The sequence below is a fragment of the Enterobacter cloacae complex sp. CDL013 genome (assembly GCF_049238805.1).
Taxonomy (GTDB): domain Bacteria; phylum Pseudomonadota; class Gammaproteobacteria; order Enterobacterales; family Enterobacteriaceae; genus Enterobacter; species Enterobacter hormaechei_C.
On sequence record NZ_JBMKGT010000007.1, the window covers coordinates 48897 to 69105 of the forward strand.

At 57.7% G+C, this 20209-nt stretch carries 23 protein-coding genes; 16 read left to right on the top strand and 7 right to left on the bottom strand.

All coding sequences use genetic code 11. The features are described from left to right. The first annotated feature begins 1 nt into the window (after position 1). From paaH to paaY, 6 genes are all read left to right on the top strand, one after another. Positions 2–1426 carry a 3-hydroxyacyl-CoA dehydrogenase PaaH gene (paaH, locus tag ACOTXD_RS15420; RefSeq protein ID WP_045342863.1) on the top strand — a complete coding sequence of 475 codons (1425 nt, stop codon included), beginning with the start codon at positions 2–4 and terminating at the stop codon, positions 1424–1426. Beyond that, entirely contained in the window at positions 1416–1838 is a 423-nt protein-coding gene (gene paaI, locus ACOTXD_RS15425) for a hydroxyphenylacetyl-CoA thioesterase PaaI (RefSeq protein ID WP_032609125.1), read from the top strand. The genes paaH and paaI overlap by 11 nt, the downstream gene beginning before the upstream one ends. Next, on the top strand, positions 1838–3043 hold the full coding sequence (gene pcaF / locus ACOTXD_RS15430; RefSeq protein WP_032609127.1) for a 3-oxoadipyl-CoA thiolase: 1206 nt from the start codon (positions 1838–1840) through the stop codon (positions 3041–3043). The genes paaI and pcaF overlap by 1 nt, the downstream gene beginning before the upstream one ends. Positions 3044–3069: 26 nt before the next feature. Next, positions 3070–4386 carry a phenylacetate--CoA ligase PaaK gene (paaK, locus tag ACOTXD_RS15435; protein ID WP_022648028.1) on the top strand — a complete coding sequence of 439 codons (1317 nt, stop codon included), beginning with the start codon at positions 3070–3072 and terminating at the stop codon, positions 4384–4386. Between the two features lie 165 nt (positions 4387–4551). Then, complete coding sequence (gene paaX / locus ACOTXD_RS15440; protein ID WP_003857327.1) at positions 4552–5487, top strand: phenylacetic acid degradation operon negative regulatory protein PaaX; 936 nt, start codon at positions 4552–4554, stop codon at positions 5485–5487. Positions 5488–5496: 9 nt separating this feature from the next. After that, positions 5497–6102 carry a phenylacetic acid degradation protein PaaY gene (gene paaY / locus ACOTXD_RS15445; RefSeq protein ID WP_006810541.1) on the top strand — a complete coding sequence of 202 codons (606 nt, stop codon included), beginning with the start codon at positions 5497–5499 and terminating at the stop codon, positions 6100–6102. A 42-nt stretch (positions 6103–6144) separates the two neighbouring features. On the opposite strand, the gene ACOTXD_RS15450 is transcribed toward paaY, so the two are convergent. Beyond that, positions 6145–6780: a helix-turn-helix domain-containing protein gene (locus tag ACOTXD_RS15450; RefSeq protein ID WP_003857323.1), complete on the bottom strand. Its 636-nt coding sequence runs from the start codon at positions 6778–6780 to the stop codon at positions 6145–6147. Positions 6781–6982: 202 nt separating this feature from the next. On the opposite strand from ACOTXD_RS15450, the gene ACOTXD_RS15455 reads away from it, so the two are divergent. Further along, positions 6983–8959 (top strand): alkyl/aryl-sulfatase, encoded by a 1977-nt coding sequence (locus tag ACOTXD_RS15455; RefSeq protein ID WP_061856136.1) that lies wholly within the window; start codon positions 6983–6985, stop codon positions 8957–8959. A 56-nt stretch (positions 8960–9015) separates the two neighbouring features. Here ACOTXD_RS15455 and ACOTXD_RS15460 read toward each other — a convergent pair whose 3' ends face one another. Both ACOTXD_RS15460 and ACOTXD_RS15465 read right to left on the bottom strand, forming a co-directional pair. Next, a complete protein-coding gene (locus ACOTXD_RS15460) occupies positions 9016–9768 on the bottom strand; it encodes a hypothetical protein (protein ID WP_022651152.1) in 753 nt (250 codons plus the stop codon). A gap of 1 nt (position 9769) precedes the next feature. Then, positions 9770–9967: a hypothetical protein gene (locus ACOTXD_RS15465; RefSeq protein ID WP_003857318.1), complete on the bottom strand. Its 198-nt coding sequence runs from the start codon at positions 9965–9967 to the stop codon at positions 9770–9772. 259 nt (positions 9968–10226) lie between these two features. On the opposite strand from ACOTXD_RS15465, the gene ACOTXD_RS15470 reads away from it, so the two are divergent. Genes ACOTXD_RS15470 through ACOTXD_RS15505 form a run of 8 tightly spaced genes read left to right on the top strand, consistent with a single transcriptional unit; the run spans position 10227 to position 16107 of the window. Continuing rightward, on the top strand, positions 10227–10661 hold the full coding sequence (locus ACOTXD_RS15470) for a nuclear transport factor 2 family protein (protein ID WP_003857316.1): 435 nt from the start codon (positions 10227–10229) through the stop codon (positions 10659–10661). Then, on the top strand, positions 10658–11377 hold the full coding sequence (locus ACOTXD_RS15475) for an SDR family NAD(P)-dependent oxidoreductase (protein WP_061856134.1): 720 nt from the start codon (positions 10658–10660) through the stop codon (positions 11375–11377). Before ACOTXD_RS15470 ends, ACOTXD_RS15475 begins: the two co-directional genes overlap by 4 nt. Continuing rightward, a complete protein-coding gene (locus tag ACOTXD_RS15480) occupies positions 11374–12633 on the top strand; it encodes an NAD(P)/FAD-dependent oxidoreductase (RefSeq protein ID WP_421766454.1) in 1260 nt (419 codons plus the stop codon). Before ACOTXD_RS15475 ends, ACOTXD_RS15480 begins: the two co-directional genes overlap by 4 nt. 1 nt (position 12634) lies before the next feature. Next, positions 12635–13357: a DUF1365 domain-containing protein gene (locus ACOTXD_RS15485; RefSeq protein WP_045346304.1), complete on the top strand. Its 723-nt coding sequence runs from the start codon at positions 12635–12637 to the stop codon at positions 13355–13357. Further along, a complete protein-coding gene (locus tag ACOTXD_RS15490) occupies positions 13354–14574 on the top strand; it encodes an SAM-dependent methyltransferase (protein ID WP_003857310.1) in 1221 nt (406 codons plus the stop codon). The genes ACOTXD_RS15485 and ACOTXD_RS15490 overlap by 4 nt, the downstream gene beginning before the upstream one ends. Beyond that, entirely contained in the window at positions 14571–15056 is a 486-nt protein-coding gene (locus tag ACOTXD_RS15495) for a DUF2878 domain-containing protein (RefSeq protein WP_003857308.1), read from the top strand. The genes ACOTXD_RS15490 and ACOTXD_RS15495 overlap by 4 nt, the downstream gene beginning before the upstream one ends. Next, entirely contained in the window at positions 15053–15577 is a 525-nt protein-coding gene (locus ACOTXD_RS15500; RefSeq protein WP_061856133.1) for a hypothetical protein, read from the top strand. Before ACOTXD_RS15495 ends, ACOTXD_RS15500 begins: the two co-directional genes overlap by 4 nt. Next, positions 15574–16107, top strand: a complete 534-nt coding sequence (locus ACOTXD_RS15505; RefSeq protein ID WP_061856132.1) for a DUF3833 domain-containing protein — start codon at positions 15574–15576, stop codon at positions 16105–16107. Before ACOTXD_RS15500 ends, ACOTXD_RS15505 begins: the two co-directional genes overlap by 4 nt. Here ACOTXD_RS15505 and ACOTXD_RS15510 read toward each other — a convergent pair. Together ACOTXD_RS15510 and ACOTXD_RS15515 are read right to left on the bottom strand one after the other, a co-directional pair. Continuing rightward, the gene (locus ACOTXD_RS15510; protein ID WP_003857305.1) at positions 16104–16562 is read right to left on the bottom strand and encodes a DMT family transporter; all 459 of its coding nucleotides are present in this window, start codon (positions 16560–16562) and stop codon (positions 16104–16106) included. The genes ACOTXD_RS15505 and ACOTXD_RS15510 overlap by 4 nt on opposite strands. Before the next feature lie 4 nt (positions 16563–16566). Continuing rightward, positions 16567–17001, bottom strand: coding sequence for a DMT family transporter (locus ACOTXD_RS15515; RefSeq protein WP_003857304.1), 435 nt, complete (start codon positions 16999–17001; stop codon positions 16567–16569). A gap of 98 nt (positions 17002–17099) precedes the next feature. Between ACOTXD_RS15515 and ACOTXD_RS15520 the strand changes: the two genes are divergently transcribed. Further along, positions 17100–18032 (top strand): LysR family transcriptional regulator, encoded by a 933-nt coding sequence (locus ACOTXD_RS15520; RefSeq protein WP_003857303.1) that lies wholly within the window; start codon positions 17100–17102, stop codon positions 18030–18032. A 3-nt stretch (positions 18033–18035) separates the two neighbouring features. On the opposite strand, the gene ACOTXD_RS15525 is transcribed toward ACOTXD_RS15520, so the two are convergent. Then, the gene (locus ACOTXD_RS15525; protein ID WP_061856131.1) at positions 18036–19064 is read right to left on the bottom strand and encodes a methionine synthase; all 1029 of its coding nucleotides are present in this window, start codon (positions 19062–19064) and stop codon (positions 18036–18038) included. Then, the gene (locus tag ACOTXD_RS15530; protein WP_061856177.1) at positions 19061–20065 is read right to left on the bottom strand and encodes a DUF1852 domain-containing protein; all 1005 of its coding nucleotides are present in this window, start codon (positions 20063–20065) and stop codon (positions 19061–19063) included. Before ACOTXD_RS15530 ends, ACOTXD_RS15525 begins: the two co-directional genes overlap by 4 nt. Positions 20066–20209: the final 144 nt, after the last annotated feature.

The following is a 20209-nucleotide window of genomic DNA, read 5'->3' on the forward strand; positions in this document are numbered from 1 at the left end:
GATGGTGAATATCCATACGGTCGCCGTCATTGGCAGCGGCACCATGGGCGCCGGGATTGCCGAAGTGGCAGCCAGCCACGGTCATCCGGTTCTGGTGTACGACATTGACGCAGCGGCGATTTCCCGCGCCGTCGACGGCATTCGCCAGCGGCTGTCCTCACGCGTTGCGCGTGGAAAACTCTCTGCCGACGCCGGGGAGCAGATCCTCGCCCGCCTGACGCCGGTGACGAATATCAGTGCTCTGGCGAAAGCCGATCTGGTGATCGAGGCGGCCTCCGAGCGGCTTGAAGTGAAAAAGGCGCTGTTTACCCAGCTGGCAGAGGTTTGTCCGCCGCAGACGCTGCTCGCCAGCAATACCTCGTCCATTTCCGTTACCGCTATTGCGGCGGAGATAAACCACCCTGAACGCGTCGCCGGGCTGCACTTCTTCAATCCTGCCCCGGTGATGAAGCTGGTGGAGGTGGTCAGCGGGCTGGCGACCTCACCAGAAGTGGCCGATGCGCTGTGCGAGCTGGCGCTGAGCTGGGGAAAGCAGCCGGTACGCTGCCAGTCCACGCCGGGGTTTATCGTCAACCGCGTGGCGCGCCCGTTCTACTCGGAAGCCTGGCGCGCGCTGGAAGAGCAGGTGGCAACGCCCGAGGTGATTGACGCCGCCCTGCGAGACGGCGGAGGCTTCCCGATGGGGCCGCTTGAGCTGACGGACATGATTGGTCAGGACGTCAACTTTGCCGTGACCTGCTCCGTGTTTAATGCCTTCTGGCAGGAGCGTCGTTTTCTGCCGTCGCTGGTGCAGCAGGAGCTGGTGCTGGCGGGGCGTCTGGGTAAGAAAAGCGGGCAGGGCGTTTACCGCTGGCTGGAGGAGAAACCCACCGTCAGCTGGCTCGCCCCGGTCAGCGACAGCTTCAACCCCATGCGCGTACAGCGAAGAAGTGACGGTGTCACGGAAATTGACGATCTGTTGCTGATCGAAACGCAGGGTGAGACCGCGCAGTCGCTGGCGCTGCGCCATGGCTGCCCGGTGGTGGTGGTCGACCGCATCGAGCGGGATGTGGCCGTGATAGCCGCCGCACCCGGCAACCCGCACGCCGCCACGCAGAAAGCCATTTACTGGTTGCAGCACCAGCAGAAACGGGTGGTCCAGATTGCGGATTACCCCGGTCTGCTGGTCTGGCGCACGGTAGCGATGATTGCCAACGAAGCGCTGGACGCCCTGCAAAAAGGGGTCGCCAGCGAGCAAGACATCGATACCGCCATGCGCTTAGGGGTCAACTATCCCTGCGGGCCCATCGCCTGGGGCGAGCGCCTTGGCTGGCAGCGTCTGTTAACGCTGCTGGAGAACCTGCAACGTCACTACGGCGAGGAACGCTATCGCCCCTGTTCACTGCTGCGCCAGCGTGCGCTTCTGGAGAGTAGCTATGAGTCATAACGCCTGGCATAACGCCCGTGCGATGTACGAACGGGACGCCTGCGCGCAGGCGATGGGGATGGACATTCTCGACATGGGCGAGGGCTACGCGGTGGTGACCATGACCATCACCCCGCAGATGCTCAACGGGCATAAAACCTGCCACGGCGGACAGCTGTTCTCGCTGGCCGATACCGCCTTTGCCTACGCCTGCAACAGTCAGGGGCTGGCGGCGGTGGCCTCAGGCTGCGCCATCGATTTTCTGCGTCCGGGCTTTGCCGGCGATAAGCTGACCGCTACCGCGTGGGTGAAGCATCAGGGCAAACTGACCGGCGTATACGACATTGAAATTCAGAACCAACAACAGAAAACCGTCGCTCTTTTTCGCGGGAAATCGCACCGCACCGGCGGCAGTGTGACAGGAGAAGCCTGATGCGTGACGCATTTATTTGTGAGGGTGTGCGTACCCCGGTCGGTCGCTACGGTGGAGGATTATCCAGCGTGCGTGCCGATGACTTAGGGGCCGTGCCGCTGCGTGCGCTGCTGGCGCGTTACCCGCAGCTCGATCTGGAGCGCATAGATGATGTGATCTTCGGCTGCGCAAATCAGGCCGGAGAGGATAACCGCAACGTAGCGCGCATGTCGTCGCTGCTGGCCGGGCTGCCTCAGACCGTTTCCGGTACCACCATTAACCGCCTGTGCGGCTCCGGTCTGGATGCCCTTGGCTTTGCGGCACGCGCCATTAAGGCCGGGGATGGCGATCTGCTGATCGCCGGTGGCGTCGAATCCATGTCCCGTGCGCCGTTCGTGATGGGCAAAGCCACCGCGGCGTTTCAGCGTCAGGCGGAGATCTTCGACACCACCATCGGCTGGCGATTTGTGAATCCGCTCATGCATCAGCAATACGGAACTGACAGCATGCCGGAAACGGCAGAGAATGTAGCGGAATTGTTAAATATAAGCCGTGCCGATCAGGATGCATTTGCCCTGCGCAGCCAGCAGCGCACCGCGCGGGCGCAGCAGAATGGCGTTCTGGCGCAGGAGATTATCCCGGTACAGTTGGCGGGGAAAAAAGGTGCCGTAACGGAAGTGAGCGTGGACGAGCATCCGCGCGCCGAAACCACCCTTGAACAGCTTGCCGCGCTGAAAGCTCCGTTCCGCAAGAACGGTGTGGTGACGGCGGGGAACGCCTCCGGCGTGAACGACGGGGCGGCGGCGCTGATTATCGCCAGCGAGCCGATGGCGCTTGCCCAGGGGTTAACCCCGCGCACACGCATTGTGGCCATGGCGACCGCGGGCGTCGAGCCGCGCCTGATGGGATTAGGCCCGATTCCCGCCACCCGTAAGGTGCTGGAACGTGCCGGACTCAGTATCACCGATATGGACGTCATTGAGCTTAACGAAGCCTTCGCCGCACAGGCGCTGGGCGTGCTGCGTCAGCTGGGTTTGCCGGATGACGCGGAGCATGTGAACCCGAATGGCGGGGCGATCGCGTTAGGTCATCCGCTGGGAATGAGCGGTGCCAGACTGGCGCTGGCCGCGAGCAATGAATTGCACCGACGCGGCGGGCGCTACGCGCTGTGTACGATGTGCATCGGTGTGGGTCAGGGCATTGCCATGATCCTTGAGCGTGTTTGAGCGAACAATAATGTGAGTACCCTGCGATGATAAATACAACAAAGCTTGATCCGATCGAAACCGCGTCCATTGATGAATTGCAGGCGTTGCAGACCGCGCGCCTGAAGTGGACGCTGAACCACGCCTACAACAACGTTCCGATGTACAAACGCAAGTTTGACGCCGCGGGCGTTCACCCTGACGATTTTAACGAGCTGGCGGACCTGCAAAAATTCCCGTGCACCACCAAGCAGGATCTGCGCGACAACTACCCGTTCGATACCTTTGCGGTGCCGATGGAGCAGGTGGTGCGCATCCACGCCTCGTCGGGCACCACCGGAAAGCCGACCGTGGTGGGATATACCCAGAATGATATCGACAACTGGGCCAATATAGTTGCCCGTTCCCTGCGCGCCGCCGGGGGCAGCGCGAAGGATAAAATTCACGTGGCCTACGGCTACGGGCTATTCACCGGCGGGCTGGGGGCGCACTACGGTGCCGAGCGTCTGGGTGCGACGGTGATCCCGATGTCCGGCGGCCAGACGGAGAAGCAGGCGCAGCTGATCCGCGATTTTCAGCCGGATATGATCATGGTGACGCCCTCATACTGCCTGAATTTAATTGAAGAGCTGGAGCGTCAGATGGGCGGTGACGCCAGCGCCTGTTCCCTGCGCGTCGGCGTGTTTGGCGCCGAGCCGTGGACGCAGGCGATGCGCCGCGAAATTGAAAAACGGCTGGGCATTACCGCGCTGGATATCTATGGTCTCTCCGAAGTGATGGGGCCGGGCGTGGCGATGGAGTGTCTTGAAACCGCTGACGGCCCGACCATCTGGGAAGATCACTTCTACCCGGAGATCGTCAACCCGAATGACGGCACGCCGCTGGCCGACGGCGAGCAGGGCGAACTGCTGTTCACCACCCTGACCAAAGAGGCGCTGCCGGTGATCCGCTACCGCACCCGCGACCTGACGCGCCTGCTGCCGGGCACTGCACGCACCATGCGCCGGATGGATCGCATCAGCGGGCGCAGCGACGACATGCTCATCATTCGCGGCGTGAACGTCTTCCCGTCACAGCTGGAAGAGGAGATCGTTAAGTTCGAACATCTTTCGCCACACTATCAGCTGGAGGTGAACCGCCGCGGGCATCTTGATTCACTTTCGGTGAAGGTCGAGCTGAAACAGAGCAGCTTAACGCTGACCCATGAGCAGCGCTGTCAGGTCTGCCATCAGCTGCGTCATCGGATTAAATCGATGGTGGGGATCTCGACCGACGTGATGATCGTTAACTGTGGCAGCATACCGCGCTCCGAGGGTAAAGCTTGCCGGGTGTTTGATTTGCGTAAAGTGGCAGCCAACGGTTGAATTCACTCACCCCAGCCCTCTCCCACATGGGAGAGGGTGTATTAATTTCCCTCTCCCAAAGGGAGAGGGTGTATTAATTTCCCTCTCCCTTTGGGAGAGGGTTAGGGTGAGGGTACACTCCAGATTCGTATGCTATGATTCATCCAGGAAAAAAATAACAACAGAATGAATCACATGAATAAACTTGATGCCTTTATCCAGCATGCAGTCAGCTCTGTTCCCGTCAGCGGAACGTCGCTTATCTCCTCACTGTATGGCGACGCGCTTTCGCACCGCGGCGGAGAGATCTGGCTCGGCAGCCTGGCGGCCCTGCTGGAAGGGATGGGATTTGGCGAGCGCTTTGTGCGCACCGCGCTGTTTCGCCTCAACAAAGAGGGCTGGCTGGACGTGTCCCGCATTGGCCGCCGCAGCTTTTACCGTCTCAGCGACAAGGGGCTGCGTTTGACCCGCCGCGCGGAAAATAAAATCTACCGTGCGGAACTGCCGGCGTGGGATGGTAAATGGCTGCTGCTGCTCTCCGAGGGGCTGGATAAAACCACCCTCGCGGACGTGAAAAAACAGCTCATCTGGCAAGGGTTCGGCACGCTGGCGCCGAGCCTGATGGCCTCGCCGTCGCAGAACCTGGCGGACGTGCAGTCTCTGCTGCATGACGCGGGCGTGGCGGAAAACGTCATTTTCTTTGAGGCCCATTCACCGCTGGCCTTATCACGTGCGGCGTTACGAGCCCGCGTGGAAGAGTGCTGGCAGTTGACCGAACAAAACGCGATGTACGAAACGTTTATCAGCTCGTTCCGTCCGCTGTTGCCGCTGCTGAAAGAAGCGCCGCCTGAGGATTTGACCCCGGAACGCTGCTTCCAGATCCAGCTGTTACTCATTCATTTTTATCGTCGCGTGGTGCTGAAAGATCCGCTGTTGCCGGAGGAGTTACTTCCTGCGCACTGGGCGGGACAGAGCGCGCGACAGCTGTGCATTAACATCTACCAGCGCGTGGCGGCGGGAGCCCTGGCGTTTGTCAGTGAGAAGGGGGAAACCTCCGTGGGCGAGCTGCCCGCTCCCGGCACGCTTTATCACCAGCGTTTTGGTGGTCTGAATATCACATAAGGAGAGGGTATGCCTGTTTATCAAATTGATGGTCTGACGCCGGTCGTGCCTGAAGAGAGCTATGTTCACCCGACCGCGGTGCTGATTGGCGACGTGATCCTCGGCAAAGGCGTTTACGTGGGTCCCAACGCCAGCCTGCGCGGTGATTTTGGCCGGATCGTGGTGAAAGACGGCGCGAACATTCAGGATAACTGCGTGATGCACGGTTTTCCGGAGCAGGACACGGTGGTGGAAGAGGACGGGCATATCGGCCACAGTGCGATCCTTCACGGCTGCATTATCCGCCGTAATGCGCTGGTGGGGATGAATGCGGTGGTGATGGACGGGGCGACGATCGGCGAAAACAGCATCGTCGGGGCGGCGGCGTTTGTGAAGGCCAAAGCGGAAATGCCTGCGAATCACTTAATTCTTGGCAGTCCGGCGAAAGCGATTCGTGAGCTAAGTGCGCAGGAAATAGAGTGGAAAAAGCAGGGCACGCGGGAGTATCAGGTGCTGGTGGACCGTTGTAAGCAGACGCTGCACCAGGTGGAGCCGCTGCGGGAAGAAGAGCCAGGACGCAAACGGCTGGTCTTCGATGAGAATTTACGGCCCAAGTCGGCTGGCCGGGATAAATAAGGCTGTTCGCTCCCGCACGTTGATCAAGGCGTGAAAATTAGCTCAATACGCATCCGGCAGGGGCCGGTCAATCGACACCAGCTTTCCGCGCTTCATGGTGATATAGCCCCCGGCTTTTAGATCTGCCAGCACGCGAAAGACATGCGTTCGTGACAGGTTAGTGCGCTTGATGATAAACAGCGCCAGGCCCTCATTCTCTCCCGTGTGGGTCTCCTGCCGATAGAGATAGCGGTACAGCATTGGTTTGATGGTCTGGTAGCTGGTGACCTGCCTGCGTTCATTGTGCAGGTCGATGGTAAATATGGACATGTAGGTCAGTATGGTGGCCAGCGCCTGCATGCGCTCAGGCCCGCCCTGGAAAAATATCTGGTCGAAGTCGACCCAGGATATTCTCACCAGCTTCACCTTCGCACTGCTGCGATATTCATACTTCGCCAGTGGACAATACCTTTCCATTAACCCTATCGGCATATACTCGATAGTATTGCCAATATTAAGGCCATCATCAGGCATTAATATCGTCAGCGACCCTTCAGTGCAAAAATAGATATAGCCAGGCTCGACGGTGAGTTTTTTATTTGCGGCAACGGTTAAGGCCTCGCCTTTACAAAGCATGTGCGGAAAAAATTGCCCAATATTGAGTTGCTGATAATAGGTATGGATATCCTGAAAATTCACGCTAAGCCTCTCCCTGCAACGTTTGCCGTGGTAGCGAGTATAGCAGCAATAGCCCCCGAATTACGAACCCATAAATAACCAGTCCCATATGGGACTATGATGGAAAGGTATTCTGTTTAGAATGGTCGTCAATGAGTTCGCATTAAAATTATCCGCCAACAGTAAATATCCAGGCGGCACAATTAATCTATGAGGCCATTCAATGAAATTAACCCTAATTGCTAAACATCTGGCGCTTGCCGGTGTGTTGACGTCGCTGTCGCTTTCCTCGTTTGCGGAAGTACAGCCGCAGGATGCCACTGCCACGACCCGGCAGGTAAATAACGCCCTGTATAACAAATTACCGTTTGCCGATAAAACCGACTTTGAGAACGCCCATAAAGGTTTTATCGCCCCGCTGCCGCAAAACATGATTAAAGGCGAGCAGGGGAACGTTATCTGGAACCCGGCGAAATATGATTTCGTGAAAGAGGGTGAGAAAGCCCCGGATACGGTAAACCCGAGCCTGTGGCGTCAGTCACAGCTGATCAACATTGGCGGGCTGTTTAAGGTCACCGACGGCGTATATCAGATCCGTAATCTCGATCTCTCCAACATGACCATCATTGAGGGCGAGAAGGGCATTACCGTTATCGACCCGCTGTTAAGCGCTGAACCGGCGAAAGAAGCGCTGGATCTCTACTATGCAAACCGCGGCAAGAAACCGGTCGTCGCTGTGGTGATCACCCACAGCCACGTTGACCACTATGGCGGCCTGCGCGGCGTGGTTGACGAAGCTGACGTCAAGTCTGGCAAAGTGAAAATCTACGCGCCGGATGGCTTTATGAAAGAGGCGGTTTCCGAAAACATTATGGCCGGAAACGCGATGAGCCGCCGTGCGAGCTATATGTACGGCAACCTGCTGAAGCCGAATGCAAAAGGCCAGGTGGGTGCAGGCCTTGGCACCACCACCTCTGCGGGTACTGTCACCCTCATCCCGCCGACCGACTACATTACCCATACCGGTCAGGAAGAAGTGATCGACGGTTTGACCTACGACTTTATGATGGCGCCGGGTTCAGAAGCTCCGTCGGAGATGCTGTGGTACGTCAAAGAGAAGAAAATGATCGAGGCCGCAGAGGACGTGACCCATACTCTGCACAACACCTACTCCCTGCGCGGCGCGAAAATCCGCGATCCGCTGGCCTGGTCTAAGTACATCAACGCTGCCATTGAGCGCTGGGGGGCGGACGCGGAAGTGATTATTGCGCAGCACCACTGGCCGACCTGGGGCAACGAGAATATCGTCAAGCTGATGAAAGGCCAGCGCGATATGTATCGCTACATCAACGACCAGACCCTGCGTATGGCAAACAAGGGGCTGACCCGCGACGAGATCGCCGCCGAGTTTAAACTGCCGGAATCGCTGGAAAAACAGTGGGCGAGCCGCGGTTACTACGGCTCCGTTAGCCACGACGTCAAAGCCACTTACGTGTTTTATCTCGGCTGGTTCGACGGCAACCCGGCAACCCTCGACGAGCTGCCGCCTGAACTGGCTGCGAAGAAGTTCGTGCAGTACATGGGCGGCGCTGATGCCATCATGCAGAAAGCCAAAGCGGATTATCAGCAGGGTAATTACCGTTGGGTTGCTCAGGTGGTAAGCAAAGTGGTCTTTGCCGATCCTAACAACCAGGCTGCCCGTAATCTGGAAGCCGACGCGCTGGAGCAGTTAGGTTACCAGGCGGAAGCGGGCACCTGGCGTAACTTCTACCTGACCGGCGCGCAAGAACTGCGTAATGGCGTGAAGAAGCTGCCGACGCCGAACACCGCCAGCCCGGATACCGTGCGGGCGATGACCCCGGAAATGTTCTTCGACTACCTGGGTGTGCACATCAACGGGGTACGGGCCGGTAACGCGAAGGCGGTCTTCAATGTCGATCTCGGTAAGGATGGCGGCAAATACAAGCTGGAGCTGGAAAACGGCGTGCTGAACCATACCGCCAACGCGCAGGCGAAGGATGCTGACGCAACCATCACGCTGGACCGTACCACGCTGAACAACATCATCCTTAAGAAAGAGACGCTGAAGCAGGCGATGGATAAGGGTGACGTGAAGGTGAGCGGAAACGGGGCGAAGCTGGAAGAGATGCTGAGCTACATGGACACATTTGACTTCTGGTTCAATATTGTGACGCCATAAGTTTAGCGTTCATCCTGGTTAATCCTGGCGCCTTGTTGCGATAAGGCGCCATTTTTTTATTCACGCATTGCCAGCGCGCTCGCGCTTGCCGGATCGAACAGCGAAATACTCTCGATCTGATCCAGCATGATCACTTTGCGAAAATCCATGGCGCTTTTGGGCTCTGAATCGAGCGTAATATCATGCTCGGCATACCATTTGCTGTAGTTATGTTCGATACAGAGCTGCATGTTTTTCCCGTCACGGTAGCCGCTCAGCATCGGAATAAGCACGATATTGGCCGTTTTTTCATACTCCAGCGTGGCGGTATGGATCATCCCAATATAGATCCGCCGCGATTTCAGCGTGACGTGCGCCAGTTCACCTTCCTCCATGCACTGATAGAGCAGCTGTTCAATTCCGCTCGATTGCGCCAGCCGCTTGTAGAGCTTTTTTCGGCCTTCGCCGTCCAGCCGCGCGCTCCCGGCCCAGTTCGAGCGGTAGAGACAGAACAGGATCGCGAAGGTCAGCATTACCACCACCGGGGCCTGAATCCCCAGGAAGCTCCAGTTCATAAAATCAATTTGCCAGTCGGCATATTTTGCAGACGTGAAATGGAACGTGTTATCGGCGGCGGAGAGGGCGAACAACAACAGCCAGAGCAGGCCGGTGGCGATCACGCCCTGTAAAACGAAAATGCAGCCATACAGCGCCACAAGGAAATAGACATCCCAGCCGAATGAACGCTTAATTTTGAACCGGGTTGAGAGGTCGCGGCTGGTGTACCAGTACCCGCATACCATCAATACCATGAATATTGCCGTTCCCATTTCAGGCCCTCTTCAGCGCGTTGACATGGCGCAGAAAGTCCTGCCGCACCTCGTGGCTTTTGTAGTTAACCGAGGCGTTTCCATCCTGATCGATGATGATGCGGTCGCCATCCTCTACGGCTTCGATAATTTCCTGGTGACTCATGACCTGCAACAAGGATTCCGGGCTGGAAAAGAGCGTCATCAGTAAATGTTTCATCGTGTGACATCCTTATGAATTAAAAGGATAAGTCTGGAAGATAAATGGCACCTTTGCCTTAAGGTTATCCCTAAAAAAACGGCAGCCTGGCGGCGAAATTCAACTTTATGCTCAAAATGGTTGCGCGAGGTAACATTTCAGGTATTTGAAAAATAATAAGAATAAAAAATATATCTGCGCAAACTTGGACAAATAACGTTAATTGTGTAAGTTTAAATTATGCGATTTCGCTACGTTGTTTACACCCAGGATGTGACCCATGAGCACGTTGCCGTCCGTCATCAGTCGGTTCGTTGATTACTACGCCACGCTGGATACCCAGCCACCTTCGGCGCTGGCGGGAATTTATCGCGCCGATGCCACGCTTATCGATCCCTTTGGCGAACATAGCGGGGTGTTCGCGATCCAGCGCTATTTCACCCACTTGCTGGCTAACGTCCAGCACTGTCGCTTTACCGTTGATGCGCCGTTGCAGCAGGGCGATCGCTTTGTGGTCACCTGGATGATGCACTGGTCGCACCCGCGTATTGCCCGGGGTGCAGTGCGACAGCTGCCGGGCTGCTCCGTGGTAGACATGCGCGACGATCGCATTGTTCGCCAGCGGGATTACTACGATGCCGGAGAGATGATTTACGAACATCTCCCGATACTCGGCTGGGCCGTGCGCGGCGTGAAGCGGAGAGTGAAATCATGAAAACGGTTCTGATCACCGGCGCAAGCTCGGGCATCGGGGCGGGGCTGGCGAAATCTTTTGCCGACGATGGTTACCGGGTGATTGCCTGCGGGCGCGATGCGCAACGTCTGGCCGCTGTGCATCAGCACAGCCCCAACATCACGGTGCGCCTGTTCGATATGACAGACAGGGACGCCTGTCGCCAGGCGCTGGCGGACTGTGCTGCCGACACGGTGATTCTCTGCGCCGGAACCTGCGAGTATCTCGACCGCGGCGAGGTGGATGCCGAGCTGGTGGCGCGGGTCATGACCACCAATTTCATTGGGCCGGTAAACTGCCTTGCGGCGTTGCAGCCGCAGCTGGTATCCGGCAACCGCGTGGTGCTGGTCAGTTCGATGGCGCACTGGCTTCACTTCCCGCGAGCCGAAGCCTATGGGGCCTCTAAAGCGGCATTAACCTGGTTTGCCGACACGCTGCGCCTCGACTGGGAACCGAAAGGGATTGCCGTCACGGTCGTTTCACCCGGTTTTGTCGACACGCCGCTGACCCGCAAAAACGATTTCCCGATGCCGGGCCGGGTCAGCGTGGGGGACGCCGTCCACGCCATTCGTCGCGGTCTGGCAAAAGGGAAGGATCACATCGCGTTTCCCGCCGGGTTCAGCCTGGCGCTGCGCCTGCTTTCCGGCCTGCCCGATGTACTTCAGCGCGCACTGCTGCGCAGGATGGTGCGACCATGAAAATCGCAATTATCGGCAGCGGCATCGCCGGGTTAACCTGTGCCTGGCGGCTCGCCGGACATCATCAGATCACGGTGTTTGAGGCGCAGGCCACCCCGGGCGGCCATACTGCAACGGTAGATGTCGACACGCCCCAGGGTACCTTTGCCATCGATACCGGTTTTATCGTCTACAACGACCGCACCTATCCGCGCTTCATGGGGCTGCTCAGCGAACTGGGCATCAGCGGGCAAAAAACGCAGATGAGTTTTTCGGTACATAACCCGCAGAGCGGGCTGGAGTATAACGGGCACACGCTGACGTCGCTGTTTGCCCAGCGTCGTAATCTGCTGAACCCTGCCTTCTGGACGCTACTGAAGGAGATCGTGCGCTTTAACCGGCTGGCGAAACAGACGCTCCGGGGCGAAGTCGATGGATCCGCCACGCTGGAAACATTCCTGCGCCAGCACCGCTTTACGCCCTTTTTTGCGCGCCACTACATCCTGCCAATGGGAGCGGCTATCTGGTCGTCGTCGCTACAGGAGATGAAACGCTTTCCGCTGCCGCTCTTTTTACGCTTTTTTGAAAACCACGGTCTGCTGGACATTACCCATCGTCCGCAGTGGTACGTCGTGCCAGGCGGCTCCCGGGAGTATATCCGCGCGATGATGGACAAGCTTGGCGATCGCCTGACGCTGCACCTCAACGCGCCGGTTCAGAAGGTTGTTCGCCACGATCGTGGCGTCGATATTGAGCGGGAAGGCGTCACTCATACCTTCGATCAGGTGATCTTCGCCTGTCACTCTGCTCAGGCGCTGGCGATGCTCGCCAGCCCAACGCAGGCTGAACGTGAGGTGCTGGGTGATATCGGCTGGCAGCGTAACGAGGTGGTGCTTCACCACGATCCGCGCTGGCTGCCGGTGCGCAAGCGCGCGTGGGCGAGCTGGAACTACCGCCTCAGCGAGCAGGATCGGGCCAGCGCCTGCGTCACCTACAACATGAATATCTTGCAGGGACTGCCGCCGGGTAGCCCGCTGTTTTGCGTCACCCTCAACCCGGAAACGCCGGTGGAAGAACGCTATGTGCTGCGCCGCTTTGTCTATGAGCATCCGCTTTTTAACCCGCAAAGCTGGCAAGCTCAGGCCCGGCGCGGCGAAATAAATGGTCGCCATCGGAGCTGGTTCTGCGGCGCGTACTGGTACAACGGCTTCCACGAAGATGGCGTGCGCAGTGCGCTGGACGTGGTCAACGCTATCGCGGCCGGGGAGGGCAACTGAGATGAACAGCTGCCTTTACCACGGTACATTGCGCCATCGTCGGCTTGCGCCGAAAGCGCACCATTTTACCTACAGCGTGTTTATGGCGTGGCTCGATCTCGATGAGCTGGACGCGCTGCCCTCTGTCGGCGTGCGTCGTAACCGCGTTGCGCCCGCGGCATTTTATGATGCGGACTACCCGCTGGGCACGCCGCTCAAAGAGCGCGTCCTTGAGCGTCTGGAAAAGCTGACCGGCGAGCGTCCGGCGGGGCGGGTCATGCTTCTGACTCAGCTGCGCTATTTCGGTTTTCATTTCAACCCGGTCAATTTTTACTACTGCTATGACGGCGAAGACACTCTGCGCTGGGTTCTCGCCGAAGTGCGTAACACGCCGTGGAATGAACGACATTACTACGTGGTAGCGGGGCGGGACGCCCCGCCGACGCAGAAAGCGTTTCACGTCTCGCCCTTTAATCCGATGGATATGGTTTACCACTGGCGCTTCAACAGCCCGGACAGCACGCTGCGCATGCATATCGAAAACCATCAGGAGACGAAGGTGTTTGATGCCACCCTGACGCTACGCCGGGCGCCGCTGACGCGCGCAGCGCTGCGTTCGCTGCTGGCGCGGATCCCGTTGATGACCCTCAAAACCGTTTTCGCCATTTACTGGCAGGCGCTCAGGCTGTGGCTGAAGCGCGTGCCGCTGCATAACCATCCCCTCAGCAGGAGTGAACGCTCATGACCGATCCCGTCTTTGCGCTTGAACCCGATATCCCGCGCAACGTCCGCGTCGCGCGATGGTTGCTCTTCCGCCTGCTGAACGGTCTGCGCGGTGGCTCGCTGACGCTGCGTGAAGGCGCGCAGACGTTCCAGTTCGGCGACGCCTCCGCCGCGCTTCATGCTGAGGTGCAGGTACTTGCTCCGGGCGTCTACTGGCGCATTTTAACCGGGGGCAGCCTCGCCGCGGCACAAGCGTGGATGGATGGCGACTGGGAGACGCCCCACCTGACGCCGCTGCTGGAGCTGATTGCACGTAATAGCCAAATCCTCGGGCAACTGGAAAAAGGGTTTCGCCTGCTCGGGAAACCGGTGGAGCGGCTACGGCACTGGATGCGGCGCAACTCCCGCGCTCAGGCGCGTGAAAATATTGCCGCCCATTACGATCTGGGCAACGCCTTCTACGCCCATTTCCTTGATGAAGACCTGCTGTACTCCAGCGCGCTGTTTAACGGGGACGAGCAGGATTTGAACGCGGCTCAGCAGGCGAAAATGGCCAGGCTGTGCGACCAGCTGGCGCTCACGGCAAACGATCATCTGCTGGAGATTGGCACCGGCTGGGGGGCGATGGCGGAGTACGCCGCCCGTCACTACGGCTGTCGGGTGACCACCACCACGCTGTCGCAGGAGCAGTACCACTGGGCCACCGCGCGGATCGCCCGGGCAGGGTTGCAGGATCGCGTTGAGGTGCTGCTTTGCGACTACCGCGATCTGACCGGGGTTTACGACAAACTGGTCTCGGTTGAGATGATCGAAGCCGTCGGCCAACGCTACCTGCCAACGTTTTTCCGTACCTGTCAGGCGCGTCTGCGTCCAGGCGGGCGGATGGCGATTCAGGCCATCACCATTCAGGATCAGCGCTATCGCGACTACAGCAAAAGCGTCGATTTTATTCAGCGCTACATCTTCCCCGGCGGCTTTTTGCCCAGCATCACCGCCATGAATGAACTGATGACCCGCCATACCGATTTTGTGGTGCGTAACCTCTTCGATATGGGGCCGGACTACGCCCGCACGTTGGCGCACTGGCGTCAGCGTTTCGTTCACGCCTGGCAGGAGATTGAAAAGCTCGGGTTTGATGACCGTTTCCGGCGGATGTGGCTGTACTACCTCGGCTACTGTGAAGCCGGGTTTAATGCCCGCACCATCAGCGTGGTGCAGCTGACTGCGGAACGCGTATGAAGCGCTACGGGCAGGTATTTCTGTTGGCCATCGGTTTTGATCTCTACTGGACGCTGGTGGTGCTGTTTCGCGAGCAGGGGCTGGTCATCTGGATCGCGCTGGCGGTGCTTGCCTGGCTGTTATTACCGCCATCACACCGGGTATACGCCCTTGTGCTGGCGGCGTCGGGTGCGTTGCTGGACGCCCTCTGGGCGCTGACGGGGCTGATTGCGTTCACGGGCGCGTCCCTGATGCCGCTATGGATGGTGGCGCTGTGGCTAATGTTTGCCACCGTCTGGACGCACCTGACCCGCACGACCACCTTGCCAGGATGGTTGCTGACGGTGCTGGCGACTCTGGGCGGACCGGTAGCCTACCTGATCGGCGAGCATCTTGGGGCCATTACGTTTCAGGAGCCGACCTTTATCGTCGTCAGCTGGATGTTCCCCGGCTGGCTGGTGCTGATGCTGTTTTTCCACCTGTTGATGGGGAGACAACAATGAGAAATCTGGAACTGATGCTCGCGTTATCCGTCTTCACCTGTACCGTGCAGGCGGCAGACTGGCTGAGCTGGCGCAAGGTGGGTGACGCCACCCTCACCTGGGGGCCGTTTACCGTCTATACCTCTCAGCTTCTGACGCCCGACGGCAGCTATACAGGATTAGACGGCGATAATGCGCTGATTATCACCTATGCCCGGGACATCGATGGTGACGACCTGGTCGAGGCGACCCGCGACCAGTGGCAGGCGCAGGGCATTTTGCAGCAGGAGCCGCAGAGTGAAGCCTGGCTGCGGATGCTAAAAGCGCTCTGGCCCGACGTCACGCCCGGCACGCAGCTCGCGTTTGTGGTTAATAACGGCCAGGGACAATTCTGGTATCGCCCCACGGCGTCGCAGAAAAAATTTACGCCACTCGGGCCACGTCAGACGGCAGCGTTTAGCTCACGCTTTCTGGCGATATGGCTCGATCCCCGCACCGAATATCCTGAACTGCGTCAGCAGTTAACTGGAGGAGCACAATGAAACGTTTCCTGCTAGTGGCGCTTGCCCTGACGATGCTGGTGGCCGGATGTAGCACCGAGGTGACAGAGTATCGTCAGCAGCAGCCACGGCTTGATATTTTTACTTACTTCCAGGGGAAAACCGAGGCGTGGGGGATTGTGCAGGATCGCAGCGGTAAGCAGATCCGCCGTTTTCACGTCGAGATCGCCGGGGATGTTATCGGCGATACGCTGACCCTGAACGAGCATTTTGTCTACGATGACGGCGAAAAGCAGCAGCGCGTCTGGCATATCCGCCGCGTTGGGCAGAATCGCTATGAAGGCACGGCGGGTGACATAGAAGGTGTCGCGACAGGCCAGGCGGCGGGCAATGCCCTTAACTGGCGCTACAGCATGAACGTGAAGGCAGACGGCAAAACCTGGCTGCTGCACTTTGATGACTGGATGTATTTGCAGGACAGTACCCGTCTGTTCAATAAAACGGAGATGAAGAAATTTGGCGTCACCGTCGCCACGGTGACGCTGTTCTTTACCCGCAAAGAGGGCGGTTAATCCTCTTCGGGCTGAGGTTTACTGCTTGAGTAGATGAAGAAGAGCGCAATACTCAGGCAGACGACGGCCCCGAAACGGCTCACTGAAAACGGAATGGCTTCATTGTTCAGCCAGCCAAAGTTATCAATCAGCATGCTCATGGCCAGCTGGCCCAGGATAACCGCTACCGTGGCAACAGCGGTCCCGATGCGCTGCACCGCGAGCACCATAATCACGATATAGGGCACGCCGCACAGGGCGCCCAGAAGCTGCCATTTGGGTACATCCATCAGGCTGACCGCCTGTTTCGGCTCAAAAAAGAAGATCAGCAGGGCGGTCACCAGCGCGCCGACGGAAAACGTCAGAAACGCGCTTTTGAATACCCCCACGCTGCTGCCTAATTGCCCGTTAATGGCAGCCTGAATGCTCAGCGTTGCGCCGCCAATCACCGCCAGAATAATCATAATCACTGTCATAACGTTACCCCTGCGCCACGAGAATGAGCGCGGCGATGATAAATCCCAGCGCAATAATGCGTTTTGTATCGATCCTGCGGTGCGGCGTACCCAGCAGGCCATAGTGGTCGATAATCAGGCTTTTGAAAACCTGGCCTGCCAGAATGCCGATCATCGTCATGGCAATGCCGATCGCAGGCGTGGCAATGGTGAGAATGATGACGTAAACCGGGCCGAGCACGCCGCCCAACAGGTGCCATGAAGGCTGAGCAAAAAATGAGGGACTGTTGCGGGGGCTGAAAAACAGCATCAGCAGAAACGTTAGCCCCGTTCCCACGCTAAATATGCTGAACGCCGCCCACAGGTCGCCCACCTCTGCGCCCAGCGGCCCCAGCAGCCCGGCTTCCACGGACAGCCCCATGCCACCGGCAATCACCAGTAAAATTAAAATAATGTGCATAACGCTTTTTCTCCTTTTTCCAGGCGGAGAAGATTACGTCTGAACATCATTGAGAAAAATGCCATAATGCAGGAAACACCTGTGCAGGAAATGCATTAATGATAGATGCCGGACATATCAGCATTCGCGCGCTGCTGATCTTCATCGACGTTTATGAAACGCAGAATTTTTCCGTGGTGGCGAGGCGGGAAGGGATTTCTGCGTCGCAGGTCTCACGCGTGATCCACCAGCTTGAGGACGCCCTCGGGCAACAGCTTTTCTACCGCAACACGCGGGCGATTATGCCCACAGAGAGCGGGCATCTTTTTGTGCGCTATGCCAGGGCGATGGCCGGGAATATGGAGGACGCGCGACGCGAGTTGGATGAACGCGCCCGCGAGCCGTCGGGCACGCTGCGTATCAATGGCCCGGTCTTTTTCGGACAGAGGCACATCGCGCCTGGCCTGCCGGGGCTTCTGGCGCGTTACCCTCGTCTCTCCATTGAACTGACCCTCACCGACGATTTTATCGATCCGCACCGTGACGCCGCGGACGTTATCTTCCGCATCGGCGCGCTGACGGACTCCTCGTTTCACGCCCGGGTGTTTGGTCAGCAGTTCTACCATCTGGCGGCCTCGCCGGACTATCTGCAAAAACATGGCGCGCCCGAGGGGCCGGACGATCTCAGCCTTCACCACTGTCTGGTTTACCGCGGCTCGTCCGGGCCTAACCGCTGGCTGATCCGACAGCCGGGCGAGGCGTGGGTTCACTATCCCATCGTACCGCTGATGACTTCCAATAACGCGGAAACGCTCCTGATTGCGGCGCTGGGCGGTATGGGCGTTGTGCTTTTCCCGGACTGGATGGTGAGCGAACGACTCAAAAGCGGTGAGCTGGTGGCACTGCTGCCGGAAATGGAGTGTTCAATTAATACGGAGCCATTGACGATTGCGGCGATTTACCCGAACGCGCGTCATCCGCCCCTGAACGTCAGGGCGGTGATTGATTACTATATTGAGCGATTCGGTACGCCGCTGTACTGGCAAACCTGAAGGTTAGCGGGCAAGCTCGCGACGGATAATGTCAGCCCCGGCGCTTAACGCCTTCAGCTTACCGTTGGCGACCTGGCGGGAAAGGGGAGCCATACCGCAGTTGGTGGACGGATAGAGCTTGTCTGCATCAACAAACTGCAACGCCTTACGCAGCGTATCGGCGACCTCTTCAGGCGTTTCGATGGTCTGGGTGGCGACGTCAATTGCCCCGACCATCACTTTTTTACCACGGATAAGCTCCAGCAGATCCATCGGCACGCGCGAGTTGTGGCACTCCAGCGAGATAATATCGATCTTTGAGGTCTGCAACTTAGGAAACGCCTCTTCATACTGGCGCCACTCGGAGCCGAGCGTCTTTTTCCAGTCCGTATTGGCTTTGATGCCGTACCCGTAACAGATATGTACCGCGGTTTCGCATTTCAGTCCTTCAATGGCGCGCTCCAGCGCGGCAATGCCCCAGTCATTCACCTCGTCGAAAAAGACGTTAAAGGCAGGTTCATCGAACTGAATAATGTCGACACCGGCCGCCTCCAGCTCGCGGGCTTCCTGATTAAGGATTTTTGCGAACTCCCAGGCCAGCTTTTCACGACTTTTATAGTGAGCATCGTATAGCGTGTCGATCATGGTCATCGGGCCGGGCAGCGCCCACTTGATCGGCTTGTCCGTCAGCTGGCGCAGGTATTTCGCGTCGTCAACAAACACCGGTTTCTGACGCGCCACCGCGTCTACCACGGTCGGCACGCTCGCATCGTAACGGTTACGGATGCGTACCGTCTGACGGTTCTCAAAATCCACGCCGCTGAGATGTTCAATAAAGGTGGTGACGAAATGCTGGCGAGTTTGTTCCCCGTCGCTGACGATATCAATCCCGGCGCTAATCTGTTCATCCAGAGACAAACGCAGCGCATCCTGTTTCCCTGCAAGTAATTCCTCGTCCTGGAGTTTCCACGGCGACCAGAGCGTTTCCGGCTGCGCAAGCCAGGTGGGTTTCGGCAGGCTGCCAGCCGTCGATGTCGGGAGCAATGTTTTCATGAGAAGAACCTTTTATCCGTATTAAATGAAAGCGTGAAGTGATGAGACCACTGCTCAAGAAGGGTTTTGTAGGGTTTGATAAACCGCTCTTCGGTATATTTCCCCTGTTCAATGGCCAGCCGGCTGCGCTCTTCACGGTCATAGACGATTTTTGTTAATGAGTGATCCTGCTGATTCAGGTCGGGCTGATAGCACTGTCCCGCAGCGGAATTGGCATTGTAAATTTCCGGTCGATAGATCTTCTGGAACGTCTCCATGGTGCTGATGGTGCCGATCAGCTCCAGATTGGTGTAATCACGCAGTAAATCGCCGGTGAAGAAGAAGGCGAAAGGCGCGACGCTGTTTTCCGGCATGAAGTAGCGAACCTTCAGGCCCATCTTCGCGAAGTACTGTTCCGTTAGCGACTCGCCGTCCGGCTGGTACTCATACCCCAGCACCGGGTGGTGGTTACCGGTACGACGATAGGTGTCTTTGCTGGAGACGCTCAGGCAGATCACCGGCGCTTTTTTGAAGTTCGCCTGATATTCCGCAGAATGAACGAAGCTTTTAAAGATATTGCCGTGCAGCTCGCCAAAATTCTCGGGGAGGGTGAAACGGGGTTGATCTTTATTATGCTCCAGCAGCAGGACGCTGAAATCATAGTCACGAACATACGATGAGAAGTTATTCCCGACGATGCCTTTGATGCGCTCGTGGGTCATTTTATCCACAATCGTCGTTTGCAGAATTTCGATGGCCGGGAAAGTAAAATCGCCGCCGATATTCATATCGACTGAAATAATCTCCAGCTCGACGGCATAGCGGTCCGCCTTTGGGTTATCCCAGCTCGCCAGCGCGTTAAAGCGGTTGTTGATCATCACCAGCGTGTTGCGCAGGTTCTCCTGACGCTTCTCGCCACGCGCCAGGTTGGCGAAGTTGGTGGTGGTACGCGTGTTTTCTGACGGGTTATAATTTTCATCAAAGCAACTGCGCTTAAGGGTAAATGTGAAAGCCTGACTCATTTGGTTATGCATCCTAAGTTCATGTTGCCGGAACGTTATCAATGCATAATTTATGCCTGAGCCACTGGCGCAGGGGAAGTGACTTAATTTCACTGCAACATGAGGGTTCTTCATGAACTGCGCGATTCAGGTATAATCCCCCGA